At 71.2% G+C, this 16,633-nt stretch carries 13 protein-coding genes and 1 tRNA gene; 12 read left to right on the top strand and 2 right to left on the bottom strand.

What is annotated here, in order from left to right; translation table 11 throughout:
* The first annotated feature begins 285 nt into the window (after window positions 1-285).
* The 7 genes from topA (at window position 286) to IE317_RS21020 (ending at window position 10,811) form a co-directional block, all read left to right on the top strand.
* Window positions 286-3,159 (top strand): type I DNA topoisomerase, encoded by a 2,874-nt coding sequence (topA, locus tag IE317_RS21050; RefSeq protein WP_191312616.1) that lies wholly within the window; start codon window positions 286-288, stop codon window positions 3,157-3,159.
* A gap of 138 nt (window positions 3,160-3,297) precedes the next feature.
* Window positions 3,298-3,885: a hypothetical protein gene (locus IE317_RS21045; RefSeq protein WP_191312805.1), complete on the top strand. Its 588-nt coding sequence runs from the start codon at window positions 3,298-3,300 to the stop codon at window positions 3,883-3,885.
* A gap of 74 nt (window positions 3,886-3,959) precedes the next feature.
* Window positions 3,960-4,751, top strand: a complete 792-nt coding sequence (locus tag IE317_RS21040; RefSeq protein WP_191312614.1) for an ESX secretion-associated protein EspG — start codon at window positions 3,960-3,962, stop codon at window positions 4,749-4,751.
* 614 nt (window positions 4,752-5,365) lie between these two features.
* On the top strand, window positions 5,366-6,157 hold the full coding sequence (locus IE317_RS21035) for a hypothetical protein (RefSeq protein ID WP_191312612.1): 792 nt from the start codon (window positions 5,366-5,368) through the stop codon (window positions 6,155-6,157).
* 614 nt (window positions 6,158-6,771) lie between these two features.
* On the top strand, window positions 6,772-7,371 hold the full coding sequence (locus IE317_RS21030) for a hypothetical protein (protein WP_229902822.1): 600 nt from the start codon (window positions 6,772-6,774) through the stop codon (window positions 7,369-7,371).
* A gap of 126 nt (window positions 7,372-7,497) precedes the next feature.
* A complete protein-coding gene (locus IE317_RS21025; protein WP_191312608.1) occupies window positions 7,498-9,609 on the top strand; it encodes a bifunctional MFS transporter/dTMP kinase in 2,112 nt (703 codons plus the stop codon).
* Complete coding sequence (locus tag IE317_RS21020) at window positions 9,606-10,811, top strand: DNA polymerase III subunit delta' (protein WP_191312606.1); 1,206 nt, start codon at window positions 9,606-9,608, stop codon at window positions 10,809-10,811. Before IE317_RS21025 ends, IE317_RS21020 begins: the two co-directional genes overlap by 4 nt.
* A 68-nt stretch (window positions 10,812-10,879) precedes the next feature.
* Here the strand turns inward: IE317_RS21020 and IE317_RS21015 are convergent, their stop codons facing one another.
* A complete protein-coding gene (locus IE317_RS21015) occupies window positions 10,880-12,547 on the bottom strand; it encodes a hypothetical protein (protein ID WP_191312604.1) in 1,668 nt (555 codons plus the stop codon).
* Window positions 12,548-12,681: 134 nt separating this feature from the next.
* On the opposite strand from IE317_RS21015, the gene IE317_RS21010 reads away from it, so the two are divergent.
* Window positions 12,682-12,755 (top strand) — tRNA-Thr (locus IE317_RS21010).
* Window positions 12,756-13,029: 274 nt separating this feature from the next.
* Here IE317_RS21010 and IE317_RS21005 read toward each other — a convergent pair.
* Window positions 13,030-13,485, bottom strand: coding sequence for a GreA/GreB family elongation factor (locus tag IE317_RS21005; protein ID WP_033261743.1), 456 nt, complete (start codon window positions 13,483-13,485; stop codon window positions 13,030-13,032).
* Window positions 13,486-13,610: 125 nt separating this feature from the next.
* On the opposite strand from IE317_RS21005, the gene IE317_RS21000 reads away from it, so the two are divergent.
* From IE317_RS21000 to IE317_RS20985, 4 genes are all read left to right on the top strand, one after another.
* The gene (locus IE317_RS21000) at window positions 13,611-14,198 is read left to right on the top strand and encodes a TetR/AcrR family transcriptional regulator (protein ID WP_013230483.1); all 588 of its coding nucleotides are present in this window, start codon (window positions 13,611-13,613) and stop codon (window positions 14,196-14,198) included.
* A gap of 106 nt (window positions 14,199-14,304) precedes the next feature.
* Window positions 14,305-15,510 (top strand): M14 family metallopeptidase, encoded by a 1,206-nt coding sequence (locus tag IE317_RS20995; RefSeq protein ID WP_191312803.1) that lies wholly within the window; start codon window positions 14,305-14,307, stop codon window positions 15,508-15,510.
* A 145-nt stretch (window positions 15,511-15,655) separates the two neighbouring features.
* Complete coding sequence (locus IE317_RS20990; RefSeq protein ID WP_176174334.1) at window positions 15,656-16,174, top strand: gamma carbonic anhydrase family protein; 519 nt, start codon at window positions 15,656-15,658, stop codon at window positions 16,172-16,174.
* Between the two features lie 33 nt (window positions 16,175-16,207).
* Entirely contained in the window at window positions 16,208-16,633 is a 426-nt protein-coding gene (locus IE317_RS20985) for an uL11 family ribosomal protein (protein WP_191312602.1), read from the top strand.

The following is a 16,633-nucleotide window of genomic DNA, read 5'->3' as shown; positions in this document are numbered from 1 at the left end:
TCGGCTGGACGGGGAAACCAGTGAAGCGGTGACATCCCCGCGCCCACCACCGTCGAACGGAGGGTATCCGGACGGTCACGCGCTAGGCTGCGCACGACGTGGCCGAAATCACGTGACAGGTACGTTGGGGAAACATCGTCGAGGTCAGCGGCGATGCGCTGGGCACAGGACCGGCGGCGTGTTGGGCCACCTCCGCGCCGTCCGGCCGGGAACAGCGTGCACACTGGCAGGTCGAGACACGGGCCCCGGCAGGGACGTGGTGCAGTCCCGCGGCGGCGGGACGAGATGAGCGGAGAGCAGGACAGCGTGGCAGGAGCACGGACCAAGAAGAACGGAGCCGCGGCGGGCAACGGCGCCGGGCACCGGCGGCTGGTCATCGTCGAGTCGCCGACGAAGGCCCGCAAGATCGCCCCCTACCTGGGCGGCGGTTATGTCGTCGAATCCTCCGTCGGGCACATCCGCGACCTGCCGCGTGGTGCCGCCGACGTGCCCGCCCAGTACAAGGGCGAGTCCTGGGCGCGCCTCGGCGTCGACGTCGACAACGGCTTCAAGGCCCTCTACGTGGTCACCCCGGACAAGAAGTCCAAGGTCACCGAGCTGAAGGGCCTGCTGAAGGACGTCGACGAGCTCTACCTCGCCACGGACCCCGACCGCGAGGGCGAGGCCATCGCGTGGCACCTCCTCGAGACGCTGAAGCCGAAGGTCCCGGTCCGCCGGATGGTCTTCCACGAGGTCACCGAGCAGGCCATCCGCGCGGCCGCCGACTCGACCCGTGAGCTCGACGCCGACCTCGTCGACGCCCAGGAGACCCGCCGCATCCTCGACCGCCTCTACGGCTACGAGGTCTCGCCGGTGCTGTGGAAGAAGGTCATGCCGAAACTTTCGGCGGGCCGCGTGCAGTCGGTGGCGACCCGGATCGTGGTCGAGCGCGAACGCGAGCGGATGCGCTTCACCTCGGCGTCCTACTGGGACATCTCGGCGACGATGGACGCCGGTGAGGAGGCCTCGCCGCGGAACTTCCCGGCGCGGCTCGTGGCCGTCGACGGCGCGCGCCTGGCCACCGGCCGCGACTTCGGTTCGGACGGGCAGCTCAAGGCGTCCAACACCGAGATTCGCGTGCTCGCGGAGGCCGACGCGCGGCGCCTGGCCGAGGCGCTGAAGCAGCGTGACTTCAAGGTCGCGAGCGTCGAGGAGAAGCCGTACACGCGGAAGCCGTACGCGCCCTTCATGACGTCGACGCTGCAGCAGGAGGCGGGCCGCAAGATGCGGTTCACCTCGGAGCGCACCATGCGGATCGCGCAGAAGCTGTACGAGAACGGCTACATCACTTATATGCGTACCGACTCCACGACGCTGTCGGAGTCGGCGATCTCGGCCGCGCGCAGCCAGGCCACGCAGCTGTACGGCAAGGAGTACGTCTCGCCGACGCCGCGCCAGTACACGCGCAAGGTGAAGAACGCGCAGGAGGCCCACGAGGCGATCCGGCCGTCGGGCGAGGTCTTCCGCACGCCGGGCCAGGTCGCGGGCGAGCTGGACACCGACGAGTTCCGGCTCTACGAGATGATCTGGCAGCGCACGATCGCCTCGCAGATGGCGGACGCCAAGGGCACCACGATGTCCGTGCGGATCGTCGGCAACGCGACCTCGGGCGAGGAGTGCACCTTCGCCGCTTCGGGCCGCACGATCACCTTCGCTGGCTTCCTCAAGGCGTACGTCGAGGCGGTCGACACCGAGACCGGTGGCGAGGCCGACGACAAGCAGAGCCGCCTGCCGGTGCTGGAGAAGGACCAGGCGCTCACCGCGGCCGAGCTGAGCCCGGACGGGCACACGACGTCGCCGCCGGCCCGGTACTCGGAGCCGAGCCTGGTCAGCAAGCTGGAAGAGCTGGGCATCGGCCGCCCGTCGACGTACGCGTCGATCATCAAGACCATCCAGGACCGCGGGTATGTCTGGAAGAAGGGCTCCGCGCTCGTCCCGTCGTGGGTCGCGTTCGCCGTGATCGGCCTGATGGAACGGCACTTCGAGCGGCTGGTCGACTACGACTTCACCGCCGGCATGGAGGACGAGCTCGACCGCATCGCGGCCGGTGACGAGCAGCGCGCGCAGTGGCTGTCGAAGTTCTACTTCGGCGGCGACATGGGTGTCGACGGCTCGATCGGCCGCCTCGGCGGCCTGAAGAAGCTGGTCGAGGGCAGCGTCGAGGACATCGACGCGCGCGAGATCAACTCGATCCCGCTGTTCAGCGACGAGAACGGGCACACCGTCGTGGTCCGCGTCGGCCGCTACGGGCCGTACCTGGAGCGGGAGGTCGACGGGAACTCCCAGCGCGCGAACCTGCCGGAGGACCTGCCGCCGGACGAGCTCACGCAGGAGATCGCGGAGAAGCTGTTCGCGACCCCGCAGGAGGGCCGCACGCTGGGCACCGACCCGGTGAGCGGCCACGAGATTGTCGCGAAGGAAGGCCGCTTCGGGCCGTACGTGACCGAGGTGCTGCCGGAGATCGAGATCCCCGAGGACGCCACGGCCGCGCAGAAGAAGGCGCTGAAGGCGAAGGCGCCGAAGCCGCGGACGGGCTCGCTGTTCAAGTCGATGGACATCGAGACCATCACGCTGGACGACGCGCTGAAGCTGCTCTCGCTGCCGCGCGTGGTCGGCAAGGATCCGGAGTCCGGTGACGAGATCACCGCGCAGAACGGGCGCTACGGGCCGTACCTCAAGAAGGGCACGGACTCGCGTTCGCTCTCGACCGAGGACCAGCTCTTCTCGATCACGCTCGAAGAGGCGCTGAAGATCTACTCGGAGCCGAAGCAGCGTGGGCGGTCCGCCACGGCGAAGCCCCCGCTCAAGGAGCTCGGCGACGACCCGGTGTCGGGCAAGCCGATGGTGGTCAAGGACGGCCGGTTCGGCCCGTACGTGACCGACGGCGAGTACAACGCGACGCTGCGGAAGGGCGACGAAATCGAGTCGCTGACCGCGGAGCGGGCGGCCGAGCTGCTGGCGGAGAAGCGGGCCAAGGGGCCGGCGCCGAAGCGGAAGGCGCCGGCGCGCAAGCCGGCGTCGACGACGGCGAAGACGGTCAAGGCGGGCACGACCAAGAAGGCGGCGGCCGCGAAGACGACCGCGGCCAAGCGCAGCTCGACGGCCACGAAGGCCAAGTAAGACCGCGTTTGAAGGCCTCCCCGCCGACTGGTGGGGAGGCCTTCGGCGTCACACCTTCAGGTGACACCTCGAACGCATGTTCGGGAAATTGTCGGTGGTGCCGGGTTCCATGGACGCGTGACCACGACACCACGCACTGTGCACGCATTGACCACGAAGATCCTGAAGCCGGTCCGGGCGACGGCCGCCGGCAGTTCCACCGCCATGGACCTGATGGAGTCGCTGACCGGCTTCATCGGCACCGGCGGCGTCTGCGGCGTGGCCGTCGCGATGTCCGACGAGCCGTGGACCTCGGCGTTCTACGACGACCGGACCGAGTTCGGCATCGCCGGCGACGGCTTGAGCCTGTCCGGGCCTTCGCCGGGCGGCGTCGCGGAGCTGCTCCGGCTGGCGTTGACCCGCCTGCCTCCGCTGCCGCCGGTGCCGGGTGAGGGGCTGTACCTCGACGCCGACGAGCGCGGCGTGCTCGAGCCCGAGCAGGAGTGTCTCGTCCTGGACCTGATGGACGACCTGCGGCGGACCCGCCGCGGAACCGTCCAGTTCGACATCGCCCGTGACGGCTGCCCGTCGCGCTGGGAGATGCTGGCCTTCGTCGACGACGACCGCGGACGGCACCTGGCCGCCCTGAGCAGACCGCGGGGCGGCCACCGCCGGCTCTGGTGGCTGCCCGGCACCGTGGAGCGGCTCGCGGAGTTCGTCGAAGGGCGGGTGCCGGACCATGGCTGACCGCTCGGCGCACGAGGTGACCCTCTCGAACACCTGTGCGAGAAATTGTCGGTGCCAGGGTGTTCAATCGAGGGGTGAGCAACGCAGTCGCCGTCTTCGACGTCATCGACGAGGTCATCGCCCCGCTGTCGGCCGAGGTGCCGGAGCGGCCCTCGGTGATGGAGTTCTACGACCCCGAGTTCGAGATCCCGCCGGTGCTGGCGGACACCGGCCCGCTGCCGGGCCGCCGGCCGTCGCCCGCGTCGAGCCTCGCGGACGAGGTGGAGCAGTACACGCGGTTCGTCGCCGGGATGGCCGCGATCGGCCTCGCGCCGGATGGCGAGGTCACCGCGGAGGCCGTCGGGCTGTACCGGGCCCTGCGCGGTGGCTTCATCCGCGGCGTGGTCACCGGGGTCTTCCCGGCCCGGGCCAAGCCGTGGGAGGTGCGGTTCTTCGGCGACGAGGACTACACCACGGTCCTGCACAAGCTGGGCAACCGCGCGCGGCTGCGGTCGGGCTTCCTCAGCGAGCTGCCGGGCTGGGTGTTCGACGGGCTGCCCGACCGGCCACCGGGGCCGGGCGAGCACCTGTGCATCGAGACCGACGAGCGCGGGCTGATCCCGCGCCGGTGCGAGCGGGCGGTCGAGCTGATCCGGGAGTGCGCGGCCCGGCCGCGCCTGGGCACGGTGCTGGTCGACCTCGCGGTGCGCAACGCGATCCTGGCCGAGTACCCGCACGGCGCGTTCGGGCTGGTGGACAACGACCTCGGCCGGTACCAGTTCAGCGCCGCCGTGGCCCGGAACGGCAGCTGGACGGTCACCTGGGGCCCGGCCTCCCGGAGCACGGCCGAGCAGTGGATCGTCGAGGCGGTGCAGAGCCATGCCTGAGCAAGCTGCGGTGCACAAGACGGCCGGCGAGGGAGTGGACAGGGTGGTCGCGGCGGCCTCGAAGGACCTGACGGTGCGCGAGGCGATCCTCGCGGCCGCCGAGCTGAACAGCGGAGTTCCAGAGCCCCGCCCCTCAGCCGACACCGCCCCGGCCGCCCCGGCCGCCCCGGACGGTCCGGCCGGTCCGGCTGGGGCGGCCGGTTCGGGTGGTCCGGTCGATTCGGGTGGCTCGGCTGGCCCGGGCGGTCCGGCGGACGCGCGTGTTTCGGCTGGTCCGGCTGGCTCGGTCGGCCGAGGCCGCCCGGGTGACTCGGCTGGCCCGGGCGGTCCCGCCAGCTCGGGCGGCTCGCGCGGCTCGGCTGGCTCGGGTGGTCCGGTCGTTCCGGCTGGCTCGGTCGCCCGAGGCCGCTCGGCTGGCCCGGGCGGTCCGACGGGCGTGGCCGGTTCGGCTGGCCCGGCTGGCTCGGTCCGCCGGGACCGCTCGGGTGGCTCGGCTGGCGCAGGCGGTCCGGCCAGCTCGGGTGGCTCGCGCGGCTCGGCTGGTTCGGGTGACTCGGCGGGCCGGGCTGGCCCGGGTGCCGAGACCCGCCCCGGTTCGGGCGAGAGGCGGCGGCATGGCTGAGCGCACGGCGGCCCGCGAGCTGCTCGAGCTGGCCGCGGGCCCGGTGCTGGCGGCGATGCCGGACCGCGAGCCGGTCGACAGGCTGTACAACCCGGACGTCAGCGACCACGACATCCTGGTCCACGGCCCGGTGTCCGACGACCCGGCGGACCTGGTGGCCGAGGTCGAGCGGCACGTGGCGTGGGCCGCCTGGATCGACGGCACCCCGTTCGGCGAAAACGGCGAGCTGAACGAGATCGGCTTCGAGGTGGTCTCGCTGATGCTGCGCGGTTCGGTCCGCGCGGCACTGTGCGGCGTCTTCGACGAAGGCCCGGAGAAGGCGGACATCCGCTGCTACGCCGACGGCGAGCGGGCGTTCATGATGGGCTCTCTCCCCGGCCGCACGGCGATTCACCTGGCCGACTTCGAGGAGCTGCCGGAGATGCTGGTGGCCGAGCTGCCGGAGGTCCCCTTCGGCGCCTCGGCAAGGGCGATCTGGGTCTCGGTCGACGACGACGGCCTGGTCCACGACGGCCAGGACGACGACGTGGGAGCAATGCGCGAGCTCCTGGCCCGCCCCAGGTCCGGAACGGCGGTCCTGGACATGCTGGCCTTCGGAGGGCTCTGCGCAGAGTTCCCGGACCACGGCTTCGTCCTGGTCGACACGGACCTGGGCCGCTTCGCCCTGGCGGCACTCGACCGCGGCGAGGGCCGCCGCCAGCTGGTCCTGAGCCCCTTCAGCCGCGGCATGCTCCGTGACTGGTGCCGCAAGATGATCGACCTCGGACAGGAGGAGATGCCTTGATCCGAAAGCGCTGGCGATAGGCCAGGAGGGGAGGGGGCGGGGGCGGGGCGGGGGAGGAGAACGAGGACGATCAGCCCGGAGCCCGGAGCCCGGAGCCCGGAGCCCGGAGCCCGGAGCCCGCAGCCCGCAGCCCGCGGCGGTGTGGCGGGCGTTCCCGCCCGGCCCGTTCGCCCTCGCCACCCCGGCCGCGCACGCCCACTACCCGCTGCGGATCACAGCCGCGGGTCGCACCCGCGGGTTGCCGTGCCTGTCCGAGCCGCCGGATGCAGCACAGCGACCCGCGGCCGCGCAGCGCGAACCGCGCGCCGCCAGAACCGTGCCCGCCCCGAACCCCAACCCACCCCATCCGCGCCCGAGCCCCACCCCAAACTGGCCACCCCAAGGCCAGCCCCTGGCCACCCACCCCAGACCCGCGGTGTGACCGGACTCACTACCATCTGTCACCAACGGCGGTCGACCCAGTGACCGTCTGACTGGACACTGCAGGAGGTTCGGGTGCGGGCTTGCGCTCCGTGACGGACCATCCACTGGAGACAGAGCCATTGGGCGGATGCGTTATCCGCCAGCGCCGCTACCCTGGAAAGGCGAGGACATTCAGTAGTGAGGTGGTCACCATGAGCGCGAACGGTGAGGCTCCCTTCTTCAATGCCCCCGAGCTCACTCAGCGCGACGGCACTCTGTCCGAAGCACCCGGCGAGATGTTCGCGGATCCGGTCTCCGGGCTGGTCACCGCGTCGCCCGAGCCACGCACCGCGGTTCCGAATGGCCAGGAGCCCATCGCCATTCCCGTCGCCGGGCCGGTCAAGCCCGACGAAGAAGCCGTGCGCCGGATGGTCGAGGAGACGCTCCGCGAGGAGAAAGCGAAGGCCCCCGAGGCCGTCCCGCCGGCCGGCACCCTGAACCAGGGCCAGCCGCTGGGCCTGCTCCCACGGCAGCGGAACCGGCGGCGCACCTGGCCCACCCGGCCACCGCAGATCATGCGGCCCGTCCGGCAGGATCCGCTCGCCGAAGACGCCGGCGAGGACGTCGAGCTCGTGCCCGTCAAGCGGCGCAGGCTGCCCAAGGTGCCGCCGATGTCGATGCCGGCGTTCAACCGGCCGTCGTCGAGTGCGGCGGGGGTCATGCTGGCCGTCGTCCTGCTGATCGTGTTCGGGTTCGTCGCCGTCGAGATGGTGTCGAGCCTGGTCAGCAGCGTGACGGGGCTCTTCGACTAGCGCCGTCGCCTGCCCCGCACCACGGGGCCGTCCCCCGCACCAGACGCCGATCGGGCTACCCTGGCTTCACGGTCGGGTCCCTCCCGGCACCGCGGTGACTAGTGGGGTGGGCGTATCAGCGAGGGCGTGCGATCGGTACCCGGGGCCGGCCCGGGTGCGTCGTCGGGCGCCGAGGCGTCCACGATCAACCGGGTCCGGCGGGTACTGGCGATCAAACCTTTCCGGCGCCTCTGGGGCGTCACGTACCTGTGCAGCGTGGCCGACTGGCTGAACATCCTGGCCCTCACCGGCCTGGCCACGAAGCTGACGGACAACTACTTCGCGCAGAACTTCGCCTTCGTCGGCGTCGTCCTGACCGGCCTGGCACCGGGGCTGCTGTTCGCCCCGGTCGGCGGGCTGCTCGCGGACCGGTTCGACCGCCGCAAGGTCATGGTCGTCGCCGACCTGCTGCGGTGCGGGTTCCTGCTGTCCATCGCGATCGTCAGCGCGCCCTGGTGGCTGCTGGCCGGCAACTTCCTCGTCGGCTGCGCGTCGAGCATGTGGATCCCCTCGAAAGAGGCGGCGGTCCCGAACCTGCTCCGCCGCCCGGACCAGGTCGAGACGGCCAACCAGCTCGGCATGGTGATGACCTACGGCCTCGCCGTCATCACCGCGGCCGGCGCGAACGCCGTCATCACCGGCGTCAACACGACGTTCCACCTGTTCCCCGGCGATCCGAGCCTCAACATCGCGAAGCTGGTCGTCGTCATCACCGGCCTGCTCTACCTGGCCAGCGCCATCCTCATCGCCACGCGGATCCCCGAACTCTCCCTGCGCAACGTCCACGCGACGCCGGAGCAGAAGGTCAAGCAGGCCGACGAAGAGAAGCTCGGCGTCGGCGCGATGATCGCCGACGGCTTCCGGTTCATTCGCAGCACGCCGCTCGTGCGCGGGCTGCTGGTGGGCGCGTTTGGTGCGTTCGTCGCCGGTGGCGCCGTGATCGGCTCGGCCAAGCCGTACTCCTCGAGCCTGCTGGCCGGTGACTCCGCGTTCAGCCTGCTCGTCCTCGCTGTCTTCCTCGGCCTCGCCACCGGCATGGTCTTCGCGCCCAAGCTCGCCCGCCGGCTCCCCCACGACCGGCTGTTCGGCCTCTCGATCGTCGCGGCCGCGATCTCGCTCGGTTTCGTGGCGCTGTCCCCGCACCTGACCATCTCGCTGATCGCCGTGGTGCTGGTCGGCATCTGCGCCGGCACCGCGTTCCTCACCGGTGTGACCATCATCGGCTCGCGCGTCGAGGACGCCATCCGCGGCCGGATCAACGCGATCTACCAGCTGATGATGAAGCTGGTGCTGTTCGGCACCACGGTCACCGTCCCGCTGCTCGTCGGCGCGGTGCAGCGGCACACGATCACGGTCTGGGGCAACCCCCTCACCATCGACGGCACGCGCCCAGTGATGCTCGGCGGCGCCGCGATCGCGCTGGTTGCGGGCCTGTTCGCGTACCGGCAGATGGACGACAAGCGCACCGAGCCGATCCTCGCCGACCTGCGCAACGCGCTGCGCCGCACGCCGCGCCGCGTCAACGGCTACCTCATCGCCGTCGAGGGCACCACCGCGATCAACACCGCCATCCAGGCCGTCAACCTCGCCGACTGGATGCGTGGCGGCACCCGGCCGGTCGTGGTCGCCGCGGATCCCGCGCTCGACGACCACCGGCTCGCTGCGCTCGTCTCCGGCGCCTCGCTCACCGGGGCGCGGGCCCAGGCGCTGGCCGCCGCCGCGGTGCGGGCGGACATCGTCGAGCGGCACGTCCAGCCCGCGCTGGACGCCGGTTCGGTGGTCGTGATGGAGCGGTTCGTCGACTCGCCGCTGGCGCACCTGTCCGCCGTCGCGGGGCTCGACAGCGACGAGCTCGAGGGCCTCGCCGACTGGGCGACCGGCCGCCTGCGCCCGGACCTGACGATCCTGCTGGACGCCGCTCCGAACGGGGCACCGCGCGACAAGTCGACCGCGATGAACGACCAGTGGCGCGTCCAGCACCTGCTGACCGAGATGGCCGCGGCGGACCCGGACCGGTACGTCGTGATCGACGCCGACGGCACGGACGCCGAGGTCGCCGAGCGCATCCGCACCGCGCTGCGCGCCGTGTTCGTCGGGCGGCTGGCCGCGCTGGCACCGACGACGGAGAAGCCCGTGACGCTCCCGCTGGAAACACTGCCCGTCGAGACCCCGGAAGAGCCTCGCGTGGAGGCGAAGTGACGACGACCGAACGCATCGGTGTTTGGAACCAGCTGGTCGGCCAGGAGCCCGCGGTCGAGACGCTGAGCTCGGCCGCCGCGGCCGCCGCGAAGATCGTCGCCGGCGAGCCGGCGCCGCCCGGCGCGATGACGCACGCCTGGCTGCTCACCGGCCCGCCCGGCTCCGGCCGCTCGGTGGCCGCGCGGACGTTCGCCGCGGCGCTGCAGTGCAGCACCGGCACCGGCTGCGACGCCTGTCCCGGCTGCCACACGACGATGGCGGGCACGCACGCCGACGTCCGGCTCGTGGTCCCGGAAGGGCTGTCGATCTCCGTCGCCGAGATGCGCGCGCTGGTGCAGGCTGCGGCGCGGCGTCCGACGACCGGCAACTGGCAGGTCGTCGTCATCGAAGACGCGGACAGGCTCACCGAAGGCGCCTCGAACGCCCTGCTCAAGGCCGTCGAGGAGCCACCGGACCGCACGGTGTTCCTGCTCTGCGCGCCGTCGGACCACCCCGAAGACGTCTCGGTGACGATCCGCTCGCGCTGCCGCCTGGTCACGCTCCGGACGCCGCCGCCGGAGGCGATCGCGGACGTGCTGATGCGCCGCGACGGCGTCGACGCCGAACGCGCGCAGTGGGCCGCTTCCGTGTGCGGCGGCCACGTCGGCCGCGCGCGTCGGCTCGCCACCGACGAGGCCGCGCGGCAACGCCGGGCCACCGTGCTGCGGATCCCCCTCGGCCTCCGCCGGATGAGCGATGTCTTCACCTGCGCCGACCAGCTGATCAGCGCGGCCGAGGCCGACGCGGGCGAGGCGAGCAAGTCCCGCGACGAGGACGAACGCAACGAGCTGCGGACCGCGATGGGCGGCGACGGCGTCGGCAAGGGCGTCGCGGGCGCCAAGCGAGCCGCCGAAGCCGCGGTCAAGCAGCTGGAGAAGAAGCAGAAGTCCCGCGCGACCCGCACCCAGCGCGACACGCTCGACCTGGCGCTGGTCGACCTGGTCGGCTTCTACCGCGACGTCCTGGTGATGGGGACCCGCTCCGGCGTGACCCTCAACCACCCGGACCACATCGACCAGATCCGTGAAGCGGCGTCGTCGTGGACGCCGGAGTCGACGCTGCGGCGCCTCGAAGCGGTGCTGGAATGCCGCGAGGCGATCGAGCTGAACGTGAAGCCGCGCATCGCCGTCGAGGCGATGGTCACGACGCTTCGCCAAGGCTGAGCCGCCGGACCGCCGAACGCAAAGGAACCCGCCAGGCGCACCTGGCGGGTTCCTTCACACCCCTCGGATCACTCGCGCGGACGCGGCGAGGGCTTGAAGGGCTTCTCCTCGACGGCCACGGCCAGCGGACGCCGCCGTCCGCCCGGCATCGCGGCCACCATGACCACGCCGAGCAGCAGCATCGCGGTGCCCGTCCAGAACAGCGGCACCGTGTCGTACGCGCCACCGGTGTAAGCCAGGTTCTTCACCGGCCCCTTCGGCGCCTCGCCGCCCGCGGGCGGCGGTGTCGTCGTGGTCCCGCAGACCACGCCGTCGGTCGGCGCGTACGCGCGGGCGACCTGCTCGCCGAGCGAAAGCTGGGCCAGCGACGAGGGCAGGTTCTTCGCCTGGTCGTCCGGCAGCAGGCTCTTGAGCTTGGTCGTCGGCAGCAGCTGCAGGTCGAACATCCGCGCCGACGCGCCCAGCTGGAAGCCCTCGAACGGCGTGGTCATGTTCGCCGACTTCTGGTCCAGCCCGGCGATGCTCAGCCGCAGCACCCCGAGGTCGAGCACGGTGCCCGCGGTGTTGCCGACCTGCTGGACCGGACCGTCGAGCGGCGCCAAGAGGCCGCCGACCACCGGCAGATCCTTCAGCTTGCCGAACTGGTCGCTCAGCGGCTTCAGCGGCAGCCCGATCGGGACGTCCTTGGTGGGGTGCGCCGCGTCGAGCGTGTACAGCACCTTGCCGCCGGCCTCGATGCTCAGCACCGGAGCCGTGTACTCGACCTTGGACGTCTTCGCGTCGCCGGTCGAGGTCACCTTGAGCGTCGGCTGGCTGACGACCTTGATGCTCAACGCCAGCGGCGTGCCCTTGAGGATCTCGATGTCCGCGGCCTGCAGCGTCGACGTCGACTGCACGGCCTTGTTCTTCGACCCCGGGATGTCGACCAGCTTCACCTGCGAGCGCGACGACAGCGTGTTCGGCAGGCTCAGCAGCGAGCCGGTGCCGTCCGCGGCGGTCTGGCCGCCGCCCTGCAGCAGGCCACCGAGGCTCTGCAGGCCCTTGCTCAGGTCGAACCCGCTGGCCAGCGTGTTCGGGTCGAGCTTCGGCTTCAGCGCGTCCAGCCCCAGGTTCGGCATCGACGGCACGACGTTCAGCAGCGACAGGCTGGCCACCGACGTGCTCGCGTCGGCGATCGTGTCGACGCACGGGCCGAGCGTGTCACTCCACCGCGCGTGCGCGCTCCCGTTCAGCAGGCCCACGTTGAGCAGCGGATTCGGCGGCGCGTTGAGCCCCCCGCTGATCGGCTGCGGGTTGTCCGGCAACGCCGTCTGCACGACACTGCCGGGCGTCTGCGGCGCGTTCCCGCCCACCGACAACCCGAACGGCGACGCCTGCGCGATCGCCTTCTCGTAGCTCAGGTAGGCATCCGAGTTCGCCGACGCGCTCGACAGGCCCATCCCGGCCTCGAGCGCGGACTGCTTCGGCAGCGTCTGCCCGAACCCGGGGAGGATCGTGTTCGTCGGCACGGCGTTGGGCAGCAGCCGGATGATCCCCAGAGCGGTCCCGGCATCCCCGACGGCCTTCCCCAGCGGCTGCGGCCCGATTGGCGCGGAGATGGGCGCCTGCCCCGGATGCGCCGGCTGCGGAATCGGTGTAGTCGGATAGGTCGAGTCGGCCGTCGCCGGCGCCGCGCTGAGCAGGAGCAACGCCGCAGCCGCGGGCAGGGCCGCCGAACGGGGCAGTCTTCGCCGCATGTGCCAGAGCCTCCAAGTGGATCGGCCGGCAACCGAGACCGGCGTCATACGGCCTTAACGACGGTCCCCCGGGAAAGTGACGCGCCAAGCCTCCGCTACACTTGCTATCGTCACCGGCGGACAGCCGAAGACACGCCGCCTTAGCTCAGTCGGCCAGAGCGATTCACTCGTAATGAATAGGTCAGGGGTTCGATTCCCCTAGGCGGCTCGACAAGGTGGAAGGCCCGTGCTCGCGGAGAGCGCGGGCCTTTTCCTTGTCTCGCGTATCTTGTGGGGCTCCGCCCCACGCCCCGCCCGGGGCTCTGCCCCGGCCCCCGTCGTGGCTGGTTTCCGAGTCAACCGCGCTCGGCGAGCCCGCGGGCCAAGCTCTGGTACGCAACGCCGGCGAGATCTCCTCGTGCTGGCAACGGCTCACGTGGGTGCCTGCCGAGGGTAAGATCACCCGTCCGGAGGGTCGAGGGCCCTCCGGACGAACAACCTGCCTACTTCGGCGGAGTCAGCTTCACCACCGTGGCCTTGGCGTCGCCGCGGGGGGTCCGGTAGGTGATCTCGTCGCCCGCCTTGGCGCCGACCAGGGCCAGGCCCAAGGGGCTGTCCGAGGTGATCGCGTCCGCGTCCTCGCCCGGGACCGTCACCACCTGGAACGTCTCTTCGTCTCCGTCGGGGAAGCGGAGGGAGACCACCGTGCCGTCCGGGAGCTGGCTGTTGCCGTAGCCGCCGTGCTCCATCTTGGCCGCCAGGTCGGCGATCTGGCGGTCCAGGCGGGCCGCGGCCTCCGCACGGTCGATCACGTCCGCCTGGTCCGCCGCGTCCCCGGTGCGTTCCTGCTCGCCGGGTTGCGGCGCGAGGGCTTCCCGCTGCGCGCGCAAGTTCGCGATTTCCTTCTCCAGCTGGCTGCGCGCAGCCGGGCTGAGCCCCTTGTCCCCTGAGATCACCATGCCGGGCATTGTCCGCTGCGCGGAGCGGGGTGGCCAATCCGGTTTTTCACCCGAAAGCCGCCGACAGGACGCCTGCCCATAGGATTTCGGGTCGGGCGTCCAGGAAGAAGGTAACGAGAATCACCGTGAGCGCAGTCCCCGGCCGCAGCGAGCGGCTCTCGCCGAACCAGCTGGCCAAGCAGGAACAGATCGTCGAGGCCGCTCGCGTCGTCCTCGCCCGCGACGGGCTCGCCGGGTGCACCGTCCGGGCCATCGCCGACGCCGGTCCGCTCACCAAGAGCGCGATCCACTACTACTTCGCCGACATCGACGTCCTCATCGACCGGGCGATGGCCGCGCACATCACCGCCTTCGCCGCGGGCCTGCGCGAGGTCGCCGCGAAGCACGACGAACCCCGCGAGCGGCTCTTCGCCGTCCTCGAGGAGTACCTGAGCGTCTTCGCGGCGAACCCGAACGCCGCCTTCCTCTGGTTCGAGTACTGGATCGCCGCCGGGCGCGCGCAGCACCCGCAGGCCATCGACGTCATGCTCACCTCGCTCACCGAACTGCTCGCCGAGCTCCTCGCCCCGCTCGACGTCGACGACCCGCGGGCCCGGGCCCGGGCGCTGCTGTCGTACCTGCTGGGCACGGTCGTCCAGCAGCGGGTGCGCCCGCGGCCGTTCGCCACGCTGCGTGCCGACATCGAGGCGCTCTGCTTCGCGAACTACGGGTAGAAACCGCCAATAGATCCGTACTGCTCCGGATTGCGCCCTCCGTCCGGCTCCGGCCAAGGTCGAGGAACCCCCGAGAGCAGGAGACGTGATGCGCACACGAACGTGCATGGCAGCGGCCGCGGCCGTCCTCTTGGTGCTCACCACCGGCGGCCAGGCCGGTGCCGCCCAGCCCGACAGCCCCCAGGTGTACGAGGTGACCGGCGCCGCCACCGCCCAGCAGCGCACGGAGATCGCGCGGACCGGTGCGGACATCCTCGACGCCGAAGGCGCGACGACCACCGTCATCGCCAACCCCGGCGAAGCGGCCCAGCTGCGCGCCCAGGGCTTCGGCGTGAAGGCGCTCGGCACGGTCAACCGGTCGCCGGGCGCGGCCGCCGCCGCGGACTTCCCGGCCGGCTACACCGGCTACCACACCTACGCGGAAACGCAGACCGAGCTGCAGAAGGCGGTCGCGAACTACCCGTCGCTCACGAAGCTCGGCAGCGCCGGCACGTCGTACGAAGGCCGGGCGCTTTCCCTGATCAAGATCAGCGACAACGCCGCCACCGACGAGAACGAGCCCGAAGTCCTCTTCACCTGCAACCAGCACGCACGCGAGCACCTCACCACCGAGATGTGCCTGCACATCGTCGACCGGCTGACCAGCGGGTACGCCACCAACAGCGCGATCAAGCGGCTGGTCGACAGCACCGAGATCTGGGTGATCCCCAGCGTCAACCCGGACGGCTCCGAGTACGACATCTCCGGTGGCACGTTCCACAGCTGGCGCAAGAACCGCCAGGGCCCCGGCACCGACACCAACCGCAACTGGGGCTACAAGTGGGGCTGCTGCGGCGGCTCGTCGGGCTCGACGTCGAGCGAGACCTACCGCGGCACGGCGGCCTTCTCCGCGCCCGAGACCCGGGCCGTCTCGAACTGGGTCAACTCGCGCGTGGTCGGCGGCGTCCAGCAGATCAAGACGCACATCGACTTCCACACCTACTCCGAGCTGGTGCTCTGGCCGTTCGGCTACACCTACGCCGACACCGCGCCGGGCCTGACCGCGGCCGAGGCGCAGAAGTTCCAGACGCTCGGCAAGCAGATGGCCGCGACCAACGGCTACACGCCGGAGCAGTCCAGCGACCTCTACATCACCGACGGCAGCGTCAACGACTGGATGTGGGCGACGCACAAGATCTGGAGCTTCACCTTCGAGATGTACCCGAAGGGCAGCAGCCCCGGCTTCTACCCGCGGGACACCCAGATCGTCCCGCAGACCACCCGCAACGACCAGGCCGTCGACATCCTGATCAACGCCGCGATCACGGGCTGACCCCCTGTCGCTCTTCGGGGGTTCCGGGTGGCGGAGCCCCCGGCCCGAGGCGAAGCCTCGGATGTGACAGCTCCGCCGCGGCTCGCGAACGGCCCCCTTCCCCGCTGGACCGGGGAAGGGGGCCTGCGCGGTTTAGGGTGCGGGCATGCCTCTGTTCTCGTTCGAAGGGCTCAGCCCGCAGGTCCACCCGGACGCCTGGATCGCGCCCACCGCCACCCTCATCGGCGACGTCGTCGTCGAGAAGGACGCCTCGATCTGGTTCGGCGCGGTGATCCGGGCCGACTTCGGCCGGATCGTCATCCGCGAGGGCGCCAACATCCAGGACAACTCGGTGATCCACGTCAACGACGGCGTCTGCGAGGTCGGCAAGAACGTCACCGTGGGCCACCAGTGCCTGGTGCACGACTGCACGATCGGGGAGCAGGCGCTGATCGGCAACGGCTCGACCGTGCTCGACAAGGCCAAGATCGGCGCGCGGGCGCTGGTCGCCGCCGGGGCCACGGTCACGCCGGCGACCGAGGTGCCGGAAGAGGTGATCGCGATGGGCAGCCCGGCGAAGAAGTTCGTCCCGCTGACCGACTCGGCGCGGATGTGGGTCGAGCACAACGCGGCGATCTACCAGGAGCTGGCGCGGCGGCACCGGGCCGGCACGAAACCGGTTTGACCCTCCAGTAACTGGAGACTCTAGCTTCGGGGCATGGCTCCGAAGAAGAAACTCACCCACCAGGTCACCCTGGAACTCACCGCGGGCAACGCCCCGGTCGTCGACCTCGGCAAGATGCTGGGCCAGACCGGGGTCAACCTCGTCGAGATCAAGAAGGCCTACGACGCGGCGACGGCGGCCCAGCGCGGCGACATCGTGCCGGTGGTCGTCTCGGTGTTCGAGGACCGCTCGTTCGCGCTCCGGCTCAAGACGCCCCCGACGTCGTTCCTCATCAAGAAGGCGTTGGGCGACAAGGGTTCCGCCCGGCCCGGGCACGAGGTCGCGGGGAAGCTGACGACGCGGCAGCTGCGCGAGATCGCCGAGCGCAAGCTGCCGGACCTCAACACCGCCGACGTCGAGGTGGCGATGCGCACGATCGCGGGCACGGCCCGGTCCATGGGCGTCGTGGTCGTGGACTGA

The organism is Amycolatopsis bullii (genome assembly GCF_014654205.1).
GTDB classification, from domain to species: domain Bacteria; phylum Actinomycetota; class Actinomycetes; order Mycobacteriales; family Pseudonocardiaceae; genus Amycolatopsis; species Amycolatopsis plumensis.
The sequence above is the reverse complement of the archived record's forward strand: the minus strand, read 5'-3'. Positions and strand labels throughout refer to the sequence as shown.